Source organism: Actinoplanes palleronii (genome assembly GCF_016862315.1).
In the GTDB taxonomy this organism is placed as follows: domain Bacteria; phylum Actinomycetota; class Actinomycetes; order Mycobacteriales; family Micromonosporaceae; genus Actinoplanes; species Actinoplanes palleronii.
On the sequence record NZ_BOMS01000020.1, the window covers coordinates 1 to 18853 of the forward strand.

The window sequence follows — 18853 nt, forward strand, 5'->3', positions numbered from 1 at the left end:
AGCGCCGTTTCAGACCTTGCGTGGGGAGTTTGGGTGCGGAGCGGACCGTAACTTCACACGCAGCGGGTGTGAGGGGGTGGGGTGGGTCAGCGGACGTTGAGTTCGACCCGTTCCGGGTCGGTGGTGCCGGCCAGGTAGGCGCGGGTGCCCAGGACCGCCAGCGCGGTCTGGAACAGCACCATGGTCCAGGACAGCGGGGTGTCCTGCAGGATCGCGACCACCGTCGGCACGGCCAGGATCAGCGCGTCCGGGCCGGCCACGGCGTGCACCAGCGGGCCGGTGGAGAGGGTGCCCATCGGGGTGTCCAGCGGGAGCAGGTCGTTACGGACGAAACCGCCGCGGGCCCGGCGGACCGCGGCGACACCGCCGGTGATGCCCAGCGGCACGCTGAGCAGCCACCACGGGCCGGCCGGGAGCCGGTCGCCGGTCTGCAGCAGGAGCAGCGCGATCAGCGACCAGGCGAACCCCAGCACGGCCGGGATCCACAGCCGCTGCAGCAGGGCCTGCCGGGAGTTGAGGCCGAGCAGGCGGAGCAGGACCGGGTTGCCGGCGTCGGTGTTCACCGTGGCGGTCGTGGTGCCGCCGGCGATCATCGCGCCGATCGGCAGGGCCAGCGCGAGCACCCAGTCCGGCGCCGGGGCGAGCAGCATCGGGACCGGTGTGGCGGCGAGCAGCCAGAGCAGCCGGGCGCCCCGGCGGCGGACCATCAGGAAATCCTGGCCGGTCAGGACCGGGAGGCGGGCCGACGGACGGGCCGAGGTGAGCCGCCGCCGCGACCAGCGGTGCCGCGCGACCATGTCGATCACGAACGACGGCTCGATACCGAACGCGCTGTCGAAGAGGGTCCCGGTGATCTTCGCGGCGTCCAGGATGCGAGCGTCCGGGGTGCGAGCCAGATTTCGTACGATCAAGGCGCCGCAGGCCGCGACCAGAACCGCGAGCGAAGCGACCACGGTGACCAGAATCGGTCTCGCCGGCCACGCGCCCGGATCCGGTGGCGCCACCTCGCCGATCGTGTCGAAGATCAGCGTGGCGAGCCCGAGCGTGACCGCGGTGGTGGCGAACCAGTCGGTGACGGCGGCCCATCGGTCGGAGCGCTGGGCGACCACGGCGACCAGGAGCAGGACGACGCCCAGCAGCGCGCCCCCGATGATCAGCGGCGCGGCGAGGTGGTGCGGGGCGGCGTGCCCGGCGATCGCGGTGCTGACCAGGCCGGCGACCAGCGCGGCGGTGAGCGCGGCCAGGCGCAGCGACGGCAGCAGCAGCCGGCGTCGGCTCACCGGCGCGGTGAGCAGGAAATACGCGGCGGGCCGGCCGAGCGTGACCGGCCCGGTCGCGCGCATCGCCGTCAGCAGGAAGCCACCGATGATCAGAATCAGCCCGAGGGCCGGCCAGGCGCCGAGGTCCAGCGTGTCCGGCCAGAAGATCGCGGCCAGCTTCTCGTGCAGCATGGCGCCGACCACCGCGCAGAACAGCGTCGCGAAGTAGAGGTTGCCCAGCGTCGCGCCGCGCTCCCGGTGGGCCACCTGCCGTTGGTGCAGCCAGCGGCGGACCGGCCGCAGCTCGACGATGACGGTCATGGGTGCAAGGACTCCATGGTCGTGAGTTCGCTGCCGGAGGCCACCGCGAACTTGTCGTCGTGGCTGGCCATCAGCAGCGAGCCGCCGGTGCTCAGGTATTCGACGAGCATCTCGGCGACCGCGGCCCGGCCCTCCGGGTCGAGGCGCTGCTCCGGCTCGTCCAGGATGAGCAGCGAACTGGGCCGGATCAGGACCAGGGCCAGGGTGAGCCGCTGCTTCTGCCCGGAGGAGAGCGACGGCGGGATGGCGTCGGCGTGCCCGGCCAGGCCGAACCGTTCCAGCGCCTCACCGATGCCGGCCTCGTCCGGGTTCTGCCCGTGCGCGCGGCAGATCAGCTCGGCGTGCTCCCGGACGGTCAGCCCGGGATACCAGGTCGGCGGCTCCACGGTGGTGCACACCGCGGCCCAGAACTCGGGGCTCGAGCCGGGGGTGGCGCCGAACACCCGGATCCGGCCGTCGTCCGGTTGTTGCAGGCCGCTGACGCAGCGCAGCAGGGTGGACTTGCCGATGCCGTTCTCGCCGGTGACGCAGATGCCGGTGCCGGCCGGGACGGTGAACCCGACCCTCTCGAGCACCGGCATCGAGCCGTAGCTCACCGTGAGATCACTTACCTCAACCGCGGGGTGGTCAGCCACCCGATCAGACTAGGGCTTGCGTCCGTAGAGCAAGCGCAGGGCCTTGACGATCTGCTGGACCTGGGCCGGGGTGCGCTCGAAGGTCATCGCGGGCAGCAGCGACCGGGCCCGGCGTACGGTGATCGCCTTGGCCCTGGCGAACTCGCGGAGCCCGTCCTCGCCGTGGATCCGCCCGAACCCGGACTCGCCGACCCCGCCGAACGGCAGGTTGCCCATCCCGACGAAGGTCAGCGTGCCGTTGACGGCCACCATCCCGGACCGCAGCCGCCGCGCGATCCGAATGGCGTCCTTCTTGCCGAAGACCGAACCTCCCAGCCCGTACGGGGAGTCGTTCGCCTTCTGCACCGCCTCGTCGGCGTCGCGCACCTTCGTGATGGTCAGCGTCGGCCCGAACGTCTCCTCACGCATCTCCGAGGAGTGCGCCGGCACGTCCACCAGCACGGTCGGCGACACGTACGGCGCCTGCACCGCATCGGCGCCACCGAGCACCGCCCGGCCGCCCTTGGCCAGCGCGTCCTCGATGTGGTCGCGGATGATGTCGAGCTGCTTCGGCATGGTGATCGGGCCGATCTCCTGGCCGGTGCGCAATTTGCCGGCCTTCTCCACCACGGCGTCGACGAACTTGTCGTAGACCGACTCGACCGCGTAGACCCGTTCGATGCCGATGCAGGTCTGCCCGGCGTTGGTCATCGAACCCCACACCGCCGCCTCGGCCGCCGCCGCCACGTCCGCGTCGGCGTCCACGATCAGCGCGTCCTTGCCGCCCGCCTCGATCACCACCGGCACCAGGTTCTCCGCGCAGGCGGCCATCACCTTCTTGCCGGTGGCGGTGGAGCCGGTGAACGAGACCTTCTGCACACCGGAGCGGCACAGCGCCCCGCCGACGTCACCCAGCCCGTGCACGGCCTGCAGCACCGGGTGCTCCGGCACGATCTCGGCGAACGTGTCGGCCAGCCACTGGCCGACCACCGGGGTGTACTCGCTGGGCTTGAAGACGACGGCGTTGCCGGCCGCCAGGGCACCGGAGATCGGGCCGATCGGGGTGACGATCGGGTAGTTCCACGGGCCGATCACGCCGACCACGCCGTACGGCTGGTACTCCAGGTGGCCGACGTGCTCGGCGAGCAGCAGCCGGGTGCGCATCCGGCGCGGGCCGAGCACCCGCTTGGCGTTCTTGGCGGCCCAGTCCAGGTGCTCGACGGCCGCGGTGACCTCGATGATCCCGTCGTTGACCGGCTTGCCGCTCTCCAGCTCGGCGAGCTCGGCCAGCTCCTGGATGCGCTCGACCAGCAGGGTGCGCCAGCGCAGCAGCCGGGTCTTGCGGCCGTCCCACCCGAGGCTCTGCCACCACAGGGCGGCTTCCCGAGCCCGCTCGACGGCGGCGATCACCGCCTTCTCGTCGGCGACCGGCACGCGGCCCGCCTCGGCGCCGCTGGCCGGGTTCGTGGAGATCAGGTGGCCGTCCTCGATCACGGGCAGGCCGGGAACGTGAGTCGCCGTCATGTCCGGAGTCTAGGCGGTAAGTTACCGGCCAGTCACCAGGGAGACGCAGATGAATCCGTACGCTTGATCCGTGAGCCCCCGCCGCAATCACCCACGCCGTAAGAACCCGGACCAGCCGGACCGCCCCCAGCTCGCCGGTGAGGGGGTGCGCAAAGGCATCGAGGGCGTCCAGCAGTGGCAGGACGGCGAGTGGATGGTGCGCTCGATCTTCGGCGGGGCGGCGGCCAAGACGTACCGGTGTCCCGGCTGCATGCAGGAGATCCGGCCGGGTGTCGCGCACGTGGTGGCCTGGCCGATCGACGGCCGCGGCGACGAGACCGACCGCCGGCACTGGCACACGGGGTGCTGGCGCGCCCGCGACCGGCGCGGCCCCGGGGTGGAGCGGTCGCGGAACGCCCCGCGGTATGGATAGGCCGTCCCCGTGGGCAATGATCGGGGCATGAGCAACCAGATCCGTGCCAACTCGATCCTCCCCGCGCACCGGGAGGACATCGAGCTGCACACCGCGGACGGCGTCACCCTGGTCGGCGAGCTGGCCCGGCCGCTGGACCGCGACCCGGTGGCCACCGTCATCTGCCTGCACCCGCTGCCCACCCACGGCGGGATGATGGACAGCCACGTCTTCCGCAAGGCCGCCTGGCGCCTCCCGGCCCTGGCCGGCCTCGCGGTCCTGCGTTTCAACACCAGGGGTACGAGCAGTGTGCGCGGCACCAGCGGCGGCACGTTCGCGTCCGGCGTCGACGAGCGCTTCGACGTGGCCGCCGCGATCGAGTACGCGGAGTTCGCCGACCTGCCGAACCTCTGGCTGCTCGGCTGGTCCTTCGGCACCGACCTCACCCTGATGTACGGCCTCGAACCCGCGGTCACCGGCGCCATCCTGCTCTCCCCGCCGCTGCGTTTCTCCCGCCCCGAGCACCTGGCCGCCTGGGCCGCCGACGGCAAACCGGTGACCGCGCTGATCCCGGAGTTCGACGACTACCTGCGCCCGCCGGAAGCCGCCGAACGCTTCGCGGCGATCCCCCAGGCCGAGGTGGTGCCGGTCCCGGGCGCCAAGCACCTCTGGGTCGGCGACGCCGAGAAGGTCCTCGACGCGGTCGTCCAGCGCGTCGCCCCCGCCGTGCCGACCCCGCTGCCGCAGACCTGGGACGGCCCGATCGAGACCGGCGACATGAACGCCTACGCCAACCGCACCGTCGCCGCCTTCGCCGACGTCGAGGTACCCACCCCGCTGAAGGACTGACCGCACCCCAACTCCCCACGCTCGGTTGTCGTGGCGGTTGCGTGGGGATTTTGGGTGCGGAGCGCACCGAAACTCCCCACGCTCGGGCTCTGCGGCGGGGCGCTCGGTATTCGTACCAAAGGGGGTTAAGGGAAAAGCGGTCGGTCAGCGGTCGTTCATGCTGGGGACCATGACCTCTCGGGCGATCAGCTGGACGGCGGCGACCATCGGGATGGCGACGAGTGCGCCGACCACGCCGAACAGCGCCACGCCGAGCAGGGCCGCGACCACCGCGCCGACGTCGCTGACCTTGACCGAGCGGCGCATCACGTTCGGGTAGATCAGGTAGTTCTCGATCTGCTGGTAGATGATGAAGAAGACGATGCAGACGACGCCGTCGGAGACCGACGAGGCCAGCCCGACCACGCTGACGATCACGGCGCCGATGGTGGCGCCGATCTGCGGGATCAGGTCGCAGACCGCGACGACCACGGCCAGGGCGAACGGGTACGGCAGCTCCAGCAGCACGGCCAGCACGAACGTGCTCAGCCCGGCCAGGATGGCGATCGCCAGCGCGCCCACCATGTACGCGCCGACCTTGGTCAGGATCTCGTCGGTGAGCAGCCGCACCCGGTCCCGGCGCGACGCGGGCACCAGCGAGTACCCGCCCTCTTTCAGCCGCTCGAAGGACGCCATGAAATAGATCGTCAGCACCAGCACGGTGAGGACGTTGAAGATCGTCCCGAAGATCAGCTTGGCGCCGCCGACCACCCCGCCGAGGGTGTTGCCGATGGTGCTCGCGTTCACCGCGCTCTGCACCTTGTTGACGATGTCGTAGCGCTGCACCAGCTCGTTGACCGTCTCGCTGCGGCGCAGGTTCTCGATCGTCTCGGGCGCGTTGTTGATCAGCTCGGTGGTCTGGGTGACCAGCGGCGGGATCAGCGCGATGATCCCGCCGACCAGCAGCGCCACCACGGTCAGCGCGACGATCGCCACGGCCAGCCCGTGCGGCAGGCCCCACCGGCGCAGCCGGACCACCGCCGGGTTCAGGCCGATCGCCAGGAACAGCGCGATGAAGATGAGTACGAGGATCGAGGCCGCGTTGCGAAAGCCCAGGAAGAGCGCGTACGCCACGATCACGCCCAGCCCGAACAGGAAGCCGAACAGGAACGGGCTGCGCCGGTTCAGCGGCTCCCCGGGTGCGCCGAACCGCTGAGTGGGGGCCGCCGGCTCCTCCTCGGCAATCTCTTCGGCAGGCTCCTCGAGAGGGGGCGTGGCCGGTTCGGATGACATCGCGGGACCTCCACAGCAGACCGCCGAAGCCCGGAGGCTAACCCCGCCGGGCGACGGTCGTCGACCCGGTTACTCCGCGTCCGCGGACACCCGGCTCGCCTGCGGGACGGTGACCTTGGCCGAGGCGGTCACCTTGGCCGGCTGCGCCTCGGTGGCCGCGTGGGTGCCGGTCTTCTCGGCGTGCGAGCCGGGATTCTCGGTGGGCACCGCGTGCGTGCCGACCGCGGGAGCGGACGGCGTGGCAGGCGCGGGGGCGGCCGGTGCGGGAGTGGCAGCCGCAGGGGTGGCCGGTGCGGGAGTCGCGGGCGTGGGCTCGGCGTCGTAGAACTCGTCGTGCCGGCCGGCCTCCGGGTCGGGCACCTCCGGTGAGGCGGCGGCGGCCATCACCGCGGCGGCGGCCAGCTCGGCCACCCGCTTCGCCTCGCGCTGCACCTGACGGCGGACGTCGGCGGCGTGCCGCTCGGCGGCCTCACCGGCCCGCTTCGCCTCGGTGACCCGCTGCAGCGTGCTCTCCAGCTCCTTGGTGGCCTCGGCCAGGCCCTGCTTGACCTGCTCGGTCTCCCGCTCGCCGGCCTGGGCCAGCTCCTGAGCGGCGGCCAGTCGCTGGTCGGCCTCGGCGACCTTGGCCTGGGCGGCCTCGAACTCGCTGACCGCCTTGGCGATCTTGTCCTGGTGGGCGGCCAGCTCCTTGCGGGTGGCGGTGGCCTGCTCGTCGGAGCGGCGGAGCACCTCTTCGGCGTACTTGTCGGCCTCGCTGCGCAGGTCGGCGCACTGCTTCTCGACACCGGAGCGCATCTGGCCGAGCTCCTCGATCACCGCGTGCCGGCGCAGCGCGAGCTCGTGGTCCACGGCGGCCTTGAGGTCGGCGTGCTCCCGGTCCGCGTCGGCACGGCGAGTGGTGATCTCCTGGTTGGTCTTCTCCCGCAGCGCCTTGAGCTCCTGCTCGGCCTGCATGCGGGTGGACTGCACGTAGCCGTCGACCTCGGCGCGCGCCCGCTGGGCGTCGCTCGCGGCCTTGTCACCCAGGTGCTGGGCCTCGGCCCGGGCCCGGGCGAGCAGGGCCTCGCTCTCGACGCGGATCTGCTCGGCGGACTGCCGGGCGTTGGCGACGGCCTTGTCCGCGGCGGAGCGCTTGGCGGTGTCGACCTTCTCCTCCTCCGCGCGGCGGGCGGCCAGCGCGATCTCGAAGTCCCGGATGCCGTCGTGCGCGTGCGCCTCGGCCTCGGCCCGGATCCGCTCCGCCTCGGCGAGCCGGCCGGCGATGTCGTCGGTGGCCGACGCCTTGATCGCCTCGCCCTGCTCCTCGGCGAGCGCCAGGATCTGCTCGACCCGGGGGCCCAGGTGCCGGAACGAGACCTCGCCGGTGATGCCGGTGTTGCGCCGGGTCTGCGTGATCTCCTGCTGGAGCCGCTCGATCTGCGCGGCCATCGCCTGGATCTGCGAATAGGCCTGTTCGCGCTCGGCGGCCAGGGCGGCGATCTCGTTCTCGGCGCGGGCGACGTAGCGCTCGACCTGCTTGCGTTCGTAACCACGTAGGGCGGTTTCGAAGCTGGGCTCGGGGGCCGATTCTCCGCCAAGACCGAAGATTTCACCGCCGTGCGACATGCTCTCCATCCTCACATACGCATGGTCCCGGAGCGTGGTGATACACACCGGACTGATGGGGACCATGCGGGTAGTTACCAAATTGTCCGACCGGACGGGCGCGAAACCTAGGCTACGCGCCCCAACGAGTCAGGCCGTACCGGAGAAACTCCGGTACGGCCTGAGTCACAAAAACCACCCGGCCTGACTCACCGTCGCGCACTCCCGGGGAGTCCGCAACTTCAGGGACCGGGACAGCCGGTCACGAATTGGTCTGTGCCGCCACCGGCTCGTCGCCGGCCTCGGCCGCGTCCTGCTCGGTCTGCGCGGCCGGCTGAGCGGCGGCCTGCGGCGCGCTGGCCTGCGGCGCGGGCTGAGCCGGCTTGGCCGCCTCGGTGGCCGCCTTCGCAGCCGGAGCGGCACCGACACCGGGCACCAGACCGGACAGGCCGGACAACATCTGGCCCAACTGGTTGGTGACCGCGTCCTTCTGCCGGGTGAGGTCCTCGACCTCGCGGCGGGCCGCCTGGGTGGTCAGCTCGGACTCGGTCCGGGCCTCGCTGAGCAGACGGTTGGCCTCCGAGCGGGCCTCCGAGACGGTCTTCTCGGCGAGCGCCCGGGACTTGTCGATGGTCTCACCGGCGGTGCGCTCGGACTCGATCCGGCGGCTCTCGGCGTGCTGCGAGATCTCCTTGGCGCGGTCCTCGGCGGCGCGGGCCCGCTGCTCGGCCTCGGAGATCATCTTCTGGGTCGCGGCGACCTGGGCGGCGTGCCGCTGTGACTCCTCGGTCTCGGCCTTCTCCCGGCGCTCGGCGATCTCCAGGGCCAGTGCCTGCAGGTCCTTGTCGCGCTTGTCGCGGGCGTCGGCGAGCAGCTTGGTGGCCTCGGCGCGCTTCTCCTCGGCCTCCCGGCCGGCCTTCGCCCGAGCCTGGGTGATCTCCCGCTCGGCGGTGGCGCGCAGCGAGGCGACCTCCCGCTCGGTGGTCGACTTGAGCTCGGCGACCTCGTGCGCGGTGACCGTACGCAGCTGCTTGGTCTCGCGGTCGGCGTCCGAGCGGAGCGTGTCGGCCTCGCGCCGGGCCTGGACCCGGGCCTCCGCGGCCTCGCGCTCGGCGTGCGTGCGGACCTGACCGGCCTCCCGCTCGGCGGTCGCCTTCATGGCGGCGGCCTCGGCGCGAGCCTTGTCGGTGATCTCCCGCGCTTCCAGCCGAGCTGCGGAGAGGATGCCCTCGCTCTCCCGCTTGGCCTCGCTGCGGTGGTCGTTTGCCTGTTCCTCGGCGAGCCGCAGGATCTGCTCCACCCGGGTGCCCAGCCCGGAGAGCGTCGGCCGGTTGTTCTCCTCGAGCAGCTTGTTGCTGTCGGCGAGTTTCTGCTCCAGCACGTTCAGCCGCTGCTCAGCCTGGCGGAGCCGGCGCTGGGCGTCGTTCATCCGCTGCTCGGCTTCACCGCGGGCCTGCTCGGACTGGTTCAGCGCGGCGAGCAGCCGGCCGATGTGTCCGTCGACCTGGTGGCGGTCGTAACCACGCAGGACAACGGTGAAGTCGTGCTGCGTATTCGCGGTCTCGAAGAAGGCCAGGTTCTGATCCTGCTGCTGGGGCATTGCGCCATCCTGGCGAGAAGGGAGCGGACATGCAAGGGCGGAACGGCAGTCGAACCCCAATGTAGATCAGCTTTGACCTGGACCGCAGTCGGGTGGCGGGCCGTTCGGGGGACGCCCGTCACTCACCGGCCGGTCCGGCGTCGTCCCGTCGCCACCTGCTGACTCGGGGTTTCGGGTGAGCGCAACCCCGCGTTCGGGGTGGTCGGCCCTGCTCAATGGGGCTGATCCTGCCAGGAGACCGGGCTCACGTCAGGCTGAATCACCCGACCGGTGTACCCCCCACGGCCGGCTCGACCAACTCGACCAGAACGCCGCCGGCGTCCTTCGGGTGGACGAAGTTGATCCGCGATCCGGCGGTGCCGCGCCGCGGCGTGTCGTAGAGCAACCGCAGGCCGCGGGCCCGCAGGGCGTCGGCGGCGACCTCCACATCGGCCACCGTGTAGGCGAGTTGCTGCAGCCCCGGACCGCTGCGGTCGAGGAACTTCGCGATGGCCGAATCCGGTCGCAGCGGGGCGAGCAACTGGATCCGGGGACCGGTGTCGTCGCCGACCGCGAGCATGGCTTCCCGTACGCCTTGTTCGTCATTGGTTTCTTGGTGCACACACCGCAAACCAAGCGTTTCTCCATAGAACCGGATGGCCTCGTCCAAATCCGCCACGGCTATCCCGACGTGGTCGATCCGCAACAATTCGACTCCGGAGAATGTGACATTCTCGGGATGGGTGGCACTCGATGCGTGGTCTGTCATGCCGTTAGTCTCTGACCTGACCCATCGTTAAGGCTGCCCCGGGTGCCCGCTCCCGTCACCCGGCCGTCGCAGATCGGACATGACTCGTGACCACCTCCGTGATCGTCAGTGGCGCCCGTACCCCGATGGGGCGCCTGCTCGGCAACCTCAAGAACCTGCCCGCCACCGCCCTCGGCGGGCACGCCATCGCCGCCGCGCTGTCCCGTGGCGGCGTCGCCCCCGACCAGGTCCAGTACGTCATCATGGGCCAGGTGCTGCAGGCCGGCTGCGGGCAGATCCCGGCCCGCCAGGCCGCCGTCGCGGCCGGCATCCCGATGACCACCCCGGCGCTCACCGTCAACAAGGTGTGCCTCTCCGGCCTGGACGCGATCGCCCTCGCCGACCAGCTGATCCGCGCCGGCGAGTACGACATCGTGGTGGCCGGCGGCATGGAGTCGATGACGAACGCCCCCCACCTGATCAACCAGCGGCAGGGCACCAAGTTCGGCGACGTCGTGGTCCGCGACCACATGGCGCTGGACGGGCTGACCGACCCGTGGGCCGGCGTCTCGATGGGCGAGTCCACCGAGACCAGCGGCGCGAGCCTGGACATCAGCCGGGCCGCGCAGGACGAGTTCGCCGCGCTCAGCCACCGGCGGGCCGCGCAGGCGCAGCACACCGGCCGGTTCGCCGAGGAGATCGCCCCGGTGCCGTCCGGCGACCGGAAGGCCCCCGGCCCGATCGACACCGACGAGGGCGTCCGGCCCGGCACCACCGCCGAGTCGCTGGCCAAGCTGCGGCCGGCGTTCGCCCCGGACGGGACGATCACGGCGGCGACCGCGTCGCCGATCTCCGACGGCGCGGCCGCGGTCGTGGTGATGAGCCGGGCCAAGGCCGAGGAGCTGGGCCTGACCTGGCTCGCCGAGATCACCTCGCACGGCAACGTGGCCGGCCCGGACAGCTCGCTGCAGTCGCAGCCGGCCAACGCGATCAAGCACGCGCTGGAGAAGGCCCGGCTGACCGTGGACGACCTCGACCTCATCGAGATCAACGAGGCGTTCGCGCAGGTGGTCATCCAGTCGATGCGGGAGCTGAAGGTCGGCGAGGAGAAGGTCAACGTGAACGGCGGGGCGATCGCTCTCGGTCACCCGATCGGGATGTCCGGCGCCCGGCTGGTCCTCACCCTGGCTCTGGAGCTGAAGCGGCGCGGCGGGGGGACCGGCGCGGCGGGTCTCTGCGGCGGTGGTGGTCAGGGCGACGCCCTGATCATTAAAGTACCGTCGTGATCGACTGCACCGAGCGGCACTCACCGTGCCCTGACCGGCGGTCTCGCAGGCGAGGGCCGGGAGAGCACGACAAAGGCAGCCCAGTGTGAGTCGTTTGCGTGACGTCCCCTCCCTGGTCGCAAAGGCTCGGGAGGGTGACCCGCGGTCGGTGGCCCGGCTGATCACCCTGGTGGAGAACGGCGACCCGGCGCTGCCCGAGGTCGCCGCGGCCATGGCGCCCTACGCCGGCCGGGCCCAGGTGGTCGGCCTCACCGGCGCTCCCGGCGTCGGCAAGTCGACCACCACGAACGAGCTGGTCCGCGCGCTGCGCCTGGCCGGGCACCGGGTCGGTGTGCTGGCCGTGGACCCGTCCAGCCCGTTCACCGGGGGTGCCATCCTCGGCGACCGGGTGCGGATGCAGGAACACACCGCGGATCCGGGCGTCTACATCCGCTCGATGTCCAGTCGCGGTCAGCTCGGCGGGCTCTCCGCGGCCACGCCGCAGGCCGTCCGGGTGCTCGAGGGTGCCGGTTGCGACGTGGTCCTGGTCGAGACGGTCGGGGTGGGTCAGGCCGAGGTGGAGATCTCCTCGTTGGCCGACACCACGCTGGTGCTGCTCGCGCCGGGCATGGGCGACGCGATCCAGGCGGTCAAGGCCGGCGTGCTGGAGATCGCCGACGTCTTTGTGATCAACAAGGCGGACCGGCCGGGCGCGGACAACACGTACCGGGACATCCAGGGGATGCTGGCGCTCGGCGAGCGCACCGCCGGGGACTGGCGGCCGCTGGTGGTCCGCGCGGTCGCGGTGAAGAACGAGGGCATCGACGACGTGGTGGCCGCGATCGGCAAGCACCGCGCCTGGCTGACCGACACCGGTGAGCTGCGGACCCGGCGGGAACGGCGGGCCGCCGCGGAGATCTCGGCGCTGGCGCTGGGCACGCTGCGGGCCCGGATCGGCGATCTCCGCGGGGGCACGGCACTCGTGGACCTCGCGGCCCGGGTCGCGGACGGGGCGATCGATCCGTACGCCGCGGCCGGCGAGCTGGTCGCCGGCCTCGAAGCGACCCGCTGACCGCTCGCACGACCGCAGCCGGCCCGGACCACGACGCGCTCACCGCTCCTGGCTGGTCCTCAGGGGTGCCTCAACCGCCCGGAGACACCCCTGAGAACCAGCCGGGGACCGGGAGGCGCGCCGCGGTCCGGCATCCTCGCGGGCGTCGCGCCGGCCTCACGGGCGGGACGTGGCTCGTAGCCTGCGGACGAGCGCTCCGTATCCGTACCGGAAGAGGGTTGAGCGGAAGTGCGGGCGGCCTCGCGCGTGCCGGGTGGTCTCAGCCGGAGAACTGGGTGAGCGTCTGCTCGATCAGGGCGCGGTCCCAGGTCAGGGTGTTGTTCTCCAGGTCGGTGACGACGCCGCGCAGCCAGGTCAGCTCGGCGCGCAGGACGGCGGCGCGGTACTCGTCCTCGAGCAGGAAGAGCCGGGGCAGGCCGGGCGGGGCCTGTGCCTCGATCGCGGTGAGGCGTTCCTGCACCGCATCGGCGCGGCGGGTGAGCAGGTCACGGGTCTGCGCCGGGCCGAGCAGCGCCAGGAACGCCAGCGCCACCGGGAACTCCGGGAACTCGCGGGCCGGGGCCGGCAGCATCTCGAGCAGCCAGCGGTGCAGCGTGGCGGCGCCCTCCTCGGTCACCTCGTAGACGGTGCGTTCCGGCCGCCCGGCCTCCCGGGTGGTCTCCCCGGCGCGGGCCAGACCGTCACGCACCAGCCGGTCGAGGGCCTGGTAGACGCTGTTGCGCTGCGCCACGTTGACCAGTTGGTCCTGACCGCGCTCCTTGATCACCTGCAACATCCGGTACGGGTGCATCGGCGCCTCCACGAGCAGAGCCAGCAACAGGGTCGCCAGTGGGGAGCGCTTCATGCCAAGCAGCCTACGATCTCTTGACGCCGCATAGTCATTGTATGGATAGTCATACTATGACTAAAGAAGCTGCCGTGATCGGGGGTGGCATCGCCGGCACCGCCGCGGCCATCGCCCTGCAGAGTGCCGGGTTCGCCCCGGTCGTCCACGAGCGTCACGAGCGCGGTGCCGCCGACGAGCGCGGCGCGTTCCTCACCGTCGCGGTGAACGGGCTGCACGCGCTCCGCTCCCTCGGTCTGGACCCGGACAAGGTACTGGCCAAGGGCTTCCCGACCCCGGTGATGGCGCTGCGCGGCGCGTCCGGGCGGGTGCTCGCCGAGCTGCCGCTGGGCGGGCCGCGCTCCGGCCCCGGGCTCGCCACCACCACGATCCGGCGCTCGGACCTCTACGCCGCGATGCGCGCCGAGGTCGAGGCGCGCGGGATTCCGATCGTCTACGGCGCGGCCCTGACCCGGGCGGTCACCGGGCCGGACCGGGTCGAGGCGGAGTTCGCCGACGGCCGCCGGGTGCACGCCGATCTGCTCGTCGGCGCGGACGGGTTGCGCTCGCGGACCCGCCGGTCGCTGGACCCGGCCGGGCCCGAGCCGCACTACCTGGGCCTGCTCAACGCGGGCGGGTTCACCGCCGGACCGGTCGCCCCGGGCCTGGCCGCGCCGCCCGGGGTGATGCAGATGGCGTTCGGCAAGCGGGCGTTCTTCGGCTGGGCCACCGCGCCGGACGGTTCGGTCTGGTGGTTCGCGAACCCGCCGGCGAAGCAGCCGATCGGGCCCGGCACGTTCACCGCGGCGTCCTGGCGGGCCCACCTGATCACGCTGTTCGAGGACGACCCGTCGTCGCCGGCCGCCGAGTTGATCAAGGCCAGCGACGAGATCGTCGGACCCTGGAACACCGAAGACCTTTTTTCGGTACGGGTGTGGCACGACACCCGGACCGTGCTCGTCGGTGACGCGGCGCACGCCCTGGCGCCGACCTCGGGGCAGGGTGCCTCGCAGGCGATCGAGGACGCCGTGGTGCTCGGGCACAGCCTGCGCGAGCACCGGGAGCCGGCGGCCGGCCTCGCGGCATACGCGGCGGCCCGCCGCCCCCGGGTGCGGAAGGTGGCGGCACACGGCCGGCGCGGCAACAGCGGCAAGGTGCTCGGCCCGGTCGGCGCGGCGATCCGGGACGCGATGATGCCGGCCCTGTTCACGCTGCTGATGCGCAAGGGCGATCCGCAGGCCTGGATCCTCGACCACCGGCTGCCCCCGCTGCCCGCGGCCGGGTGAGACGGGAAACCCCGGCAACGTGGCGGGCGCTGCCGGGGCCTGGTGGGGGATGGAAATGTCCCGGCCTGACTCTCCCCGTTCCGGTTACCCGGCGGTAGTAGGGAAATCCCTTGTCCTCGTCGGCTTCCGGACCTTAGTAATCGTTCAGTTCTGCGATTAGGATGGTGCCCATGGACGCATCCGACATCGAGGCCGGGCGCGAGCGCTGGCAGCGCCGCTACGACGCCGCACGCAAACGGGACGCCGACTTCACCACGCTCTCCGGCAACCAGGTGGAGCCGGTCTACGGGCCGCAGCCCGGGGCGACCTACCCCGGTTTCGAGCGGATCGGCTGGCCCGGCGAGTTCCCGTACACGCGAGGGCTCTACCCGACCGGGTACCGAGGGCGGACCTGGACGATCCGGCAGTTCGCCGGGTTCGGCAACGCGCGGCAGACCAACGAGCGGTACAAGATGATCCTGGCGGCCGGCGGTGGCGGGCTCAGCGTGGCGTTCGACATGCCGACCCTGATGGGCCGCGACTCCGACGACCCGTTCGCGCTCGGCGAGGTCGGCCACTGCGGCGTGGCGATCGACTCGGCGGCCGACATGGACGTGCTGTTCGCCGACATCCCGCTGCAGGACGTCACGACCAGCATGACCATCTCCGGCCCGGCCGTCCCGGTCTTCGTGATGTACCTGGTGGCCGCGGAGCGGCAGGGCGCCGACCTGAGCAAGCTCGACGGCACGCTGCAGACCGACATCTTCAAGGAGTACATCGCGCAGAAGGAGTGGCTCTTCGAACCCGAGCCGCACCTGCGCCTGATCGGCGACCTGATGGAGTACTGCGCCCGGGAGATCCCGAAGTACAAGCCGCTGTCGGTCAGCGGCTACCACATCCGCGAGGCCGGGGCGACCGCCGCGCAGGAGCTGGCGTACACGCTGGCCGACGGCTTCGGGTACGTCGAACTCGGCCTGTCCCGGGGCCTGGACGTCAACGTGTTCGCGCCCGGGCTCAGCTTCTTCTTCGACGCGCACATCGACTTCTTCGAGGAGATCGCCAAGTTCCGCGCCGCCCGGCGGATCTGGGCCCGGCACCTGCGCGACGAGTACGGCGCGACCAGTGAGAAGGCGCTCTGGCTGCGGTTCCACACGCAGACCGCCGGGGTGTCGCTGACCGCGCAGCAGCCGGTCAACAACGTGGTGCGCACCGCCGTCGAGGCGCTCTCCGCGATCCTCGGCGGGACCAACTCGCTGCACACCAACGCGCTCGACGAGACGCTCGCGCTGCCCACCGACGAGTCCGCCGAGATCGCCCTGCGCACCCAGCAGGTGCTGATGGAGGAGACCGGGGTGGTCAACGTGGCCGACCCGCTCGGCGGTTCGTGGTATGTCGAGGCGCTCACCGACCGGATCGAGGCGGAGGCCGAGGAGATCTTCGAGCGGATCCGCGGGCTCGGCGACGACGGCAGCATCACCTCGGGCATCCTGCGCGGCATCGAGGACGGCTGGTTCACCGCGCACATCGCCGAGGCGGCCTTCGTGCACCAGCAGTCGGTGGAGACGAACGCGAAGCGGATCGTCGGCGTCAACGCGCACATGAAGACCATCGCCAAGGACCTGGAGATCCTCCGGGTGTCGCACGAGGTCGAGGTGGAGCAGAACCGGGCCCTCGCGGAGCGCCGGGAGCAGCGGGACGAGGCGCGGGTCAAGACCGCGCTGGAGGAGCTGGTCGCGGTCGCCCGGACCACCGGCAACATGATCCCGGCGATGCTCGAGGCGGCCCGGGCCGAGGCGACGCTCGGCGAGATCTGCGGGGTGCTGAAGGACGAGTGGGGCGTGTACCGGGAGCCGGCCCGATTCTGACGCGGCGGCCGTGCCGGGGGCCGGTCCGGGCGGGCGGGTTGTGACGTCCGATATCGGCCGCCCGGCGTCGGCGCGAACAGGCCGGACAGCATGCAAGACTAGGTAACCATGAGCGACCCACGGACCACTCCGTCGATCTTCACCCGCGGCGCGGTCGACCTCAGCGCGCTGCGTGCCCCGGCACCCGCCAAACCGGCCGCGCCGAGCCGTCCCGCCGCTTCCGACGGCACCCCGACCGGCACGGTTCCCGGCACCCTACCGGGCCTCGCCCCGGAAACGATCATCGATGTCAGCGAGGCGAACTTCGAGACCGAGGTTCTGGAGCGCTCGCTCACCACCCCGGTGGTCCTCGACTTCTGGGCCGACTGGTGCGGTCCGTGCAAGCAGCTCTCCCCGATCCTGGAGAAGCTGGCCGTCGCCGCGCAGGGCGCCTGGGTGCTCGGCAAGGTCGACGTGGACGCCAACCCGCGCCTCGCCCAGGCGTTCCGGGTGCAGGGCATCCCGATGGTGCTCGCGGTGATCGGCGGGCAGCCGGTCGAGGGCTTCACCGGCGTGCTGCCGGAGAGCCAGATCAAGCAGTACATCGACGCGGTGCTCAAGGCCGCCGGTGTCGCCGGGGTCGGCGCGGCGGTGACCGCGCCCGAGGACCCGCGGCTGGACGCGGCCGACGACGCGCTGATGGTCGGTGACCTGGACGCGGCCGAGGCGGCGTACAAGAAGATCCTGGCCGAGTCGCCGGCCGACGCCGCCGCCGAGTCCGGCCTGGCGCAGGTCGAGCTGTACCGCCGGATCAGCGGTCAGGACCCGGCGTCGGTGCTGGCCCGGGCCGACGCCGACCCCGACGACCTGGCGGCGCAGCGGCTCGCTGCCGACGTCGAGGTGCTCAACGGGCAGGCCGACGAGGCATATGCCCGGCTGGTGCGGCTGGTCAAGCGGACCGCCGGAGAGGATCGTGACGCGGTACGCAAGCACCTGCTGTCGCTCTTCGCCGTCGCCGGACCGGACGACCCGGCCGTCGCGGGAGCACGACGGGCGCTGGCCAGCGCACTCTTCTGACCCAACAGTTTTTTCGAGACAAGCGGGAGGGCGTCGTGCGACGCATCGCCGTTCTGGACGCGCCGTCCAACCTCGGCCTGCGTCCGCCGACCGCGACGTCGGTGCCGGGCTGTGCCAAGGCGCCCGGCGCCCTCCGCGACCACGGCCTGCTGCCGCGGCTCGCCGCCCGGGACGCCGGCTGTCTCACCCCGCCCCGGTACGACCCGGGTGACTGGCGGCCCGGCGACGGCGTCGCGCACGCCGCCGAGATCGCGGCGTACTCCCGGGCGCTCGCCGACCGGATCGGCGCGATCATCGACGGCGGGGAGTTCCCGGTCGTGCTCGGCGGGGACTGCTCGATACTCATCGGCTCCGGCCTGGCCATGCACCGGCTGGGCGAGGCGGTCGGCGGCCGGATCGGGCTGGTCTTCGTGGACGGGCACTCCGACTTCCGGCACCCCGGCAACGCGTCGTACGTCGGCGCGGCGGCCGGCGAGGACCTGGCCCTGGTGACCGGCCGGGGTCAGGCGAACCTGGCGGCGATCGAGAGCCGCCGGCCGTACTTCCGGGACATCGACGTGGTGGTGCTCGGCATCCGGGCCCAGGACGAGTACCGCCTCGACCTGCAGGCCGCCGGGATCGTCACCCGCCCGGTGCCGGCCCTGCGTGCCGAGGGCGCGGCCCGCAGCGCGCAGTGGGCCAAGGAGCAGCTCGTCGACTGCGCCGGGTACTGGGTGCACGTGGACGTGGACGTGCTCGACCCGGCGGTGATGCCGGCCGTGGACGCGCCGGATCCCGGTGGCATCGCGTTCCCGGAGCTGGAGCTGCTGCTGGCCGGACTGGTCGACTCCCCGCACTGCCTCGGCGTGGAGCTCACCGTCTTCGACCCGGACTACGACCCGGACGGCCGCTACGCCGAGGAGATCACCTCGGCGGTGGTGAGCGGGCTGGCGCCGGTCCGGACGGTGACGCCGCGACCGGATCTGATCGCCGCGCGGCGTGACCTGGCGGCTCAGCCGGACGGGCGGCGGATCGGGATCCCGGTGGTCCCGGTGGTCCCGGCCGCCCCGGCGGCGGCCGCGGCTGTCGTGGACATCGCTGACGTAGCTGTCGCCGCGGACATCGCGCCGGAGCCCGAGGCTGTTCCGGAGTCGGTGGAGGTCCCCGCCGACGTGGAGCCGGAGGCTGCGCCGGACGAGCCGGTGGAGCACTCCCCGGACGGCATCGCCGACCCCGACGTGCACGACTCCACGTCCGGGGAAGCCGAAGCAGAAGCCGCCGGCCTCGACGAAGTCGGCACCGAGGAGCCCGGCACCGAGGAGCCCGGTACCGAGGAGCCCGGTACCGAGGAGCCCGGTACCGAGGAGCCCGGTACCGAGGAGCCCGG

The 18853-nt window shown here is 72.1% G+C and carries 15 protein-coding genes and 1 pseudogene; 8 read left to right on the forward strand and 8 right to left on the reverse strand.

Annotated features, from left to right (window positions below; all coding sequences use genetic code 11):
- Positions 1–86: 86 nt before the first annotated feature.
- From Apa02nite_RS08030 to Apa02nite_RS08040, 3 genes are all read right to left on the reverse strand, one after another.
- Positions 87–1580 (reverse strand): DUF6297 family protein, encoded by a 1494-nt coding sequence (locus Apa02nite_RS08030; RefSeq protein ID WP_203824494.1) that lies wholly within the window; start codon positions 1578–1580, stop codon positions 87–89.
- The gene (locus Apa02nite_RS08035; RefSeq protein WP_203824505.1) at positions 1577–2161 is read right to left on the reverse strand and encodes an ABC transporter ATP-binding protein; all 585 of its coding nucleotides are present in this window, start codon (positions 2159–2161) and stop codon (positions 1577–1579) included. The genes Apa02nite_RS08030 and Apa02nite_RS08035 overlap by 4 nt, the downstream gene beginning before the upstream one ends.
- A gap of 63 nt (positions 2162–2224) precedes the next feature.
- Positions 2225–3718, reverse strand: coding sequence for an aldehyde dehydrogenase family protein (locus tag Apa02nite_RS08040; RefSeq protein ID WP_203824495.1), 1494 nt, complete (start codon positions 3716–3718; stop codon positions 2225–2227).
- Positions 3719–3788: 70 nt separating this feature from the next.
- Here Apa02nite_RS08040 and Apa02nite_RS08045 point away from each other — a divergent pair, with 70 nt between their 5' ends.
- Entirely contained in the window at positions 3789–4130 is a 342-nt protein-coding gene (locus tag Apa02nite_RS08045) for an Rv1322 family protein (protein WP_067685772.1), read from the forward strand.
- A gap of 27 nt (positions 4131–4157) precedes the next feature.
- On the forward strand, positions 4158–4958 hold the full coding sequence (locus Apa02nite_RS08050; protein ID WP_067685770.1) for an alpha/beta hydrolase: 801 nt from the start codon (positions 4158–4160) through the stop codon (positions 4956–4958).
- Between the two features lie 144 nt (positions 4959–5102).
- On the opposite strand, the gene Apa02nite_RS08055 is transcribed toward Apa02nite_RS08050, so the two are convergent.
- The 4 genes from Apa02nite_RS08055 to mce form a co-directional block, all read right to left on the reverse strand.
- Positions 5103–6230, reverse strand: a complete 1128-nt coding sequence (locus Apa02nite_RS08055) for an AI-2E family transporter (protein WP_203824496.1) — start codon at positions 6228–6230, stop codon at positions 5103–5105.
- Positions 6231–6299: 69 nt separating this feature from the next.
- Positions 6300–7844: a Laminin subunit beta-1 gene (locus Apa02nite_RS08060; protein WP_239164185.1), complete on the reverse strand. Its 1545-nt coding sequence runs from the start codon at positions 7842–7844 to the stop codon at positions 6300–6302.
- A gap of 232 nt (positions 7845–8076) precedes the next feature.
- On the reverse strand, positions 8077–9414 hold the full coding sequence (locus Apa02nite_RS08065) for a cell division protein DivIVA (RefSeq protein WP_203824497.1): 1338 nt from the start codon (positions 9412–9414) through the stop codon (positions 8077–8079).
- A 259-nt stretch (positions 9415–9673) separates the two neighbouring features.
- Positions 9674–10162, reverse strand: coding sequence for a methylmalonyl-CoA epimerase (mce, locus tag Apa02nite_RS08070; protein WP_203824498.1), 489 nt, complete (start codon positions 10160–10162; stop codon positions 9674–9676).
- Positions 10163–10248: 86 nt separating this feature from the next.
- Between mce and Apa02nite_RS08075 the strand changes: the two genes are divergently transcribed.
- Both Apa02nite_RS08075 and meaB read left to right on the forward strand, forming a co-directional pair.
- The gene (locus Apa02nite_RS08075; protein ID WP_203824499.1) at positions 10249–11427 is read left to right on the forward strand and encodes an acetyl-CoA C-acetyltransferase; all 1179 of its coding nucleotides are present in this window, start codon (positions 10249–10251) and stop codon (positions 11425–11427) included.
- Positions 11428–11512: 85 nt separating this feature from the next.
- Positions 11513–12478 carry a methylmalonyl Co-A mutase-associated GTPase MeaB gene (gene meaB / locus Apa02nite_RS08080; RefSeq protein WP_203824500.1) on the forward strand — a complete coding sequence of 322 codons (966 nt, stop codon included), beginning with the start codon at positions 11513–11515 and terminating at the stop codon, positions 12476–12478.
- Positions 12479–12737: 259 nt separating this feature from the next.
- Here the strand turns inward: meaB and Apa02nite_RS08085 are convergent, their stop codons facing one another.
- On the reverse strand, positions 12738–13322 hold the full coding sequence (locus tag Apa02nite_RS08085) for a PadR family transcriptional regulator (protein ID WP_203824501.1): 585 nt from the start codon (positions 13320–13322) through the stop codon (positions 12738–12740).
- A gap of 56 nt (positions 13323–13378) precedes the next feature.
- Here Apa02nite_RS08085 and Apa02nite_RS08090 point away from each other — a divergent pair, with 56 nt between their 5' ends.
- The 4 genes and pseudogenes from Apa02nite_RS08090 to Apa02nite_RS08105 form a co-directional block, all read left to right on the forward strand.
- Positions 13379–14587: an FAD-dependent oxidoreductase gene (locus Apa02nite_RS08090; RefSeq protein WP_239164183.1), complete on the forward strand. Its 1209-nt coding sequence runs from the start codon at positions 13379–13381 to the stop codon at positions 14585–14587.
- 170 nt (positions 14588–14757) lie between these two features.
- Positions 14758–16431 carry a coenzyme B12-dependent isobutyryl-CoA mutase large subunit gene (gene icmA, locus Apa02nite_RS08095; RefSeq protein WP_203824503.1) on the forward strand — a complete coding sequence of 558 codons (1674 nt, stop codon included), beginning with the start codon at positions 14758–14760 and terminating at the stop codon, positions 16429–16431.
- A gap of 108 nt (positions 16432–16539) precedes the next feature.
- A complete protein-coding gene (locus Apa02nite_RS08100; protein WP_203824504.1) occupies positions 16540–17487 on the forward strand; it encodes a tetratricopeptide repeat protein in 948 nt (315 codons plus the stop codon).
- Positions 17484–18596: pseudogene (locus tag Apa02nite_RS08105) on the forward strand (arginase family protein); the annotation flags it as partial. The gene Apa02nite_RS08100 and the pseudogene Apa02nite_RS08105, both read left to right, overlap by 4 nt.
- Between the last annotated feature and the right edge of the window lie 257 nt (positions 18597–18853).

Coding starts and splice junctions, on each gene's coding strand:
- Apa02nite_RS08090 (WP_239164183.1), top strand. CDS start 13,379: ATGACTAAAGAAGCTGCCGTGATCGGGGGTGGCATCGCCGGCACCGCC.
- Apa02nite_RS08030 (WP_203824494.1), bottom strand. CDS start 1,580: ATGACCGTCATCGTCGAGCTGCGGCCGGTCCGCCGCTGGCTGCACCAA.
- mce (WP_203824498.1), bottom strand. CDS start 10,162: ATGACAGACCACGCATCGAGTGCCACCCATCCCGAGAATGTCACATTC.
- Apa02nite_RS08055 (WP_203824496.1), bottom strand. CDS start 6,230: ATGTCATCCGAACCGGCCACGCCCCCTCTCGAGGAGCCTGCCGAAGAG.
- Apa02nite_RS08085 (WP_203824501.1), bottom strand. CDS start 13,322: ATGAAGCGCTCCCCACTGGCGACCCTGTTGCTGGCTCTGCTCGTGGAG.
- icmA (WP_203824503.1), top strand. CDS start 14,758: ATGGACGCATCCGACATCGAGGCCGGGCGCGAGCGCTGGCAGCGCCGC.
- Apa02nite_RS08060 (WP_239164185.1), bottom strand. CDS start 7,844: ATGGAGAGCATGTCGCACGGCGGTGAAATCTTCGGTCTTGGCGGAGAA.
- Apa02nite_RS08100 (WP_203824504.1), top strand. CDS start 16,540: ATGAGCGACCCACGGACCACTCCGTCGATCTTCACCCGCGGCGCGGTC.
- Apa02nite_RS08040 (WP_203824495.1), bottom strand. CDS start 3,718: ATGACGGCGACTCACGTTCCCGGCCTGCCCGTGATCGAGGACGGCCAC.
- Apa02nite_RS08065 (WP_203824497.1), bottom strand. CDS start 9,414: ATGCCCCAGCAGCAGGATCAGAACCTGGCCTTCTTCGAGACCGCGAAT.
- Apa02nite_RS08035 (WP_203824505.1), bottom strand. CDS start 2,161: ATGCCGGTGCTCGAGAGGGTCGGGTTCACCGTCCCGGCCGGCACCGGC.
- Apa02nite_RS08050 (WP_067685770.1), top strand. CDS start 4,158: ATGAGCAACCAGATCCGTGCCAACTCGATCCTCCCCGCGCACCGGGAG.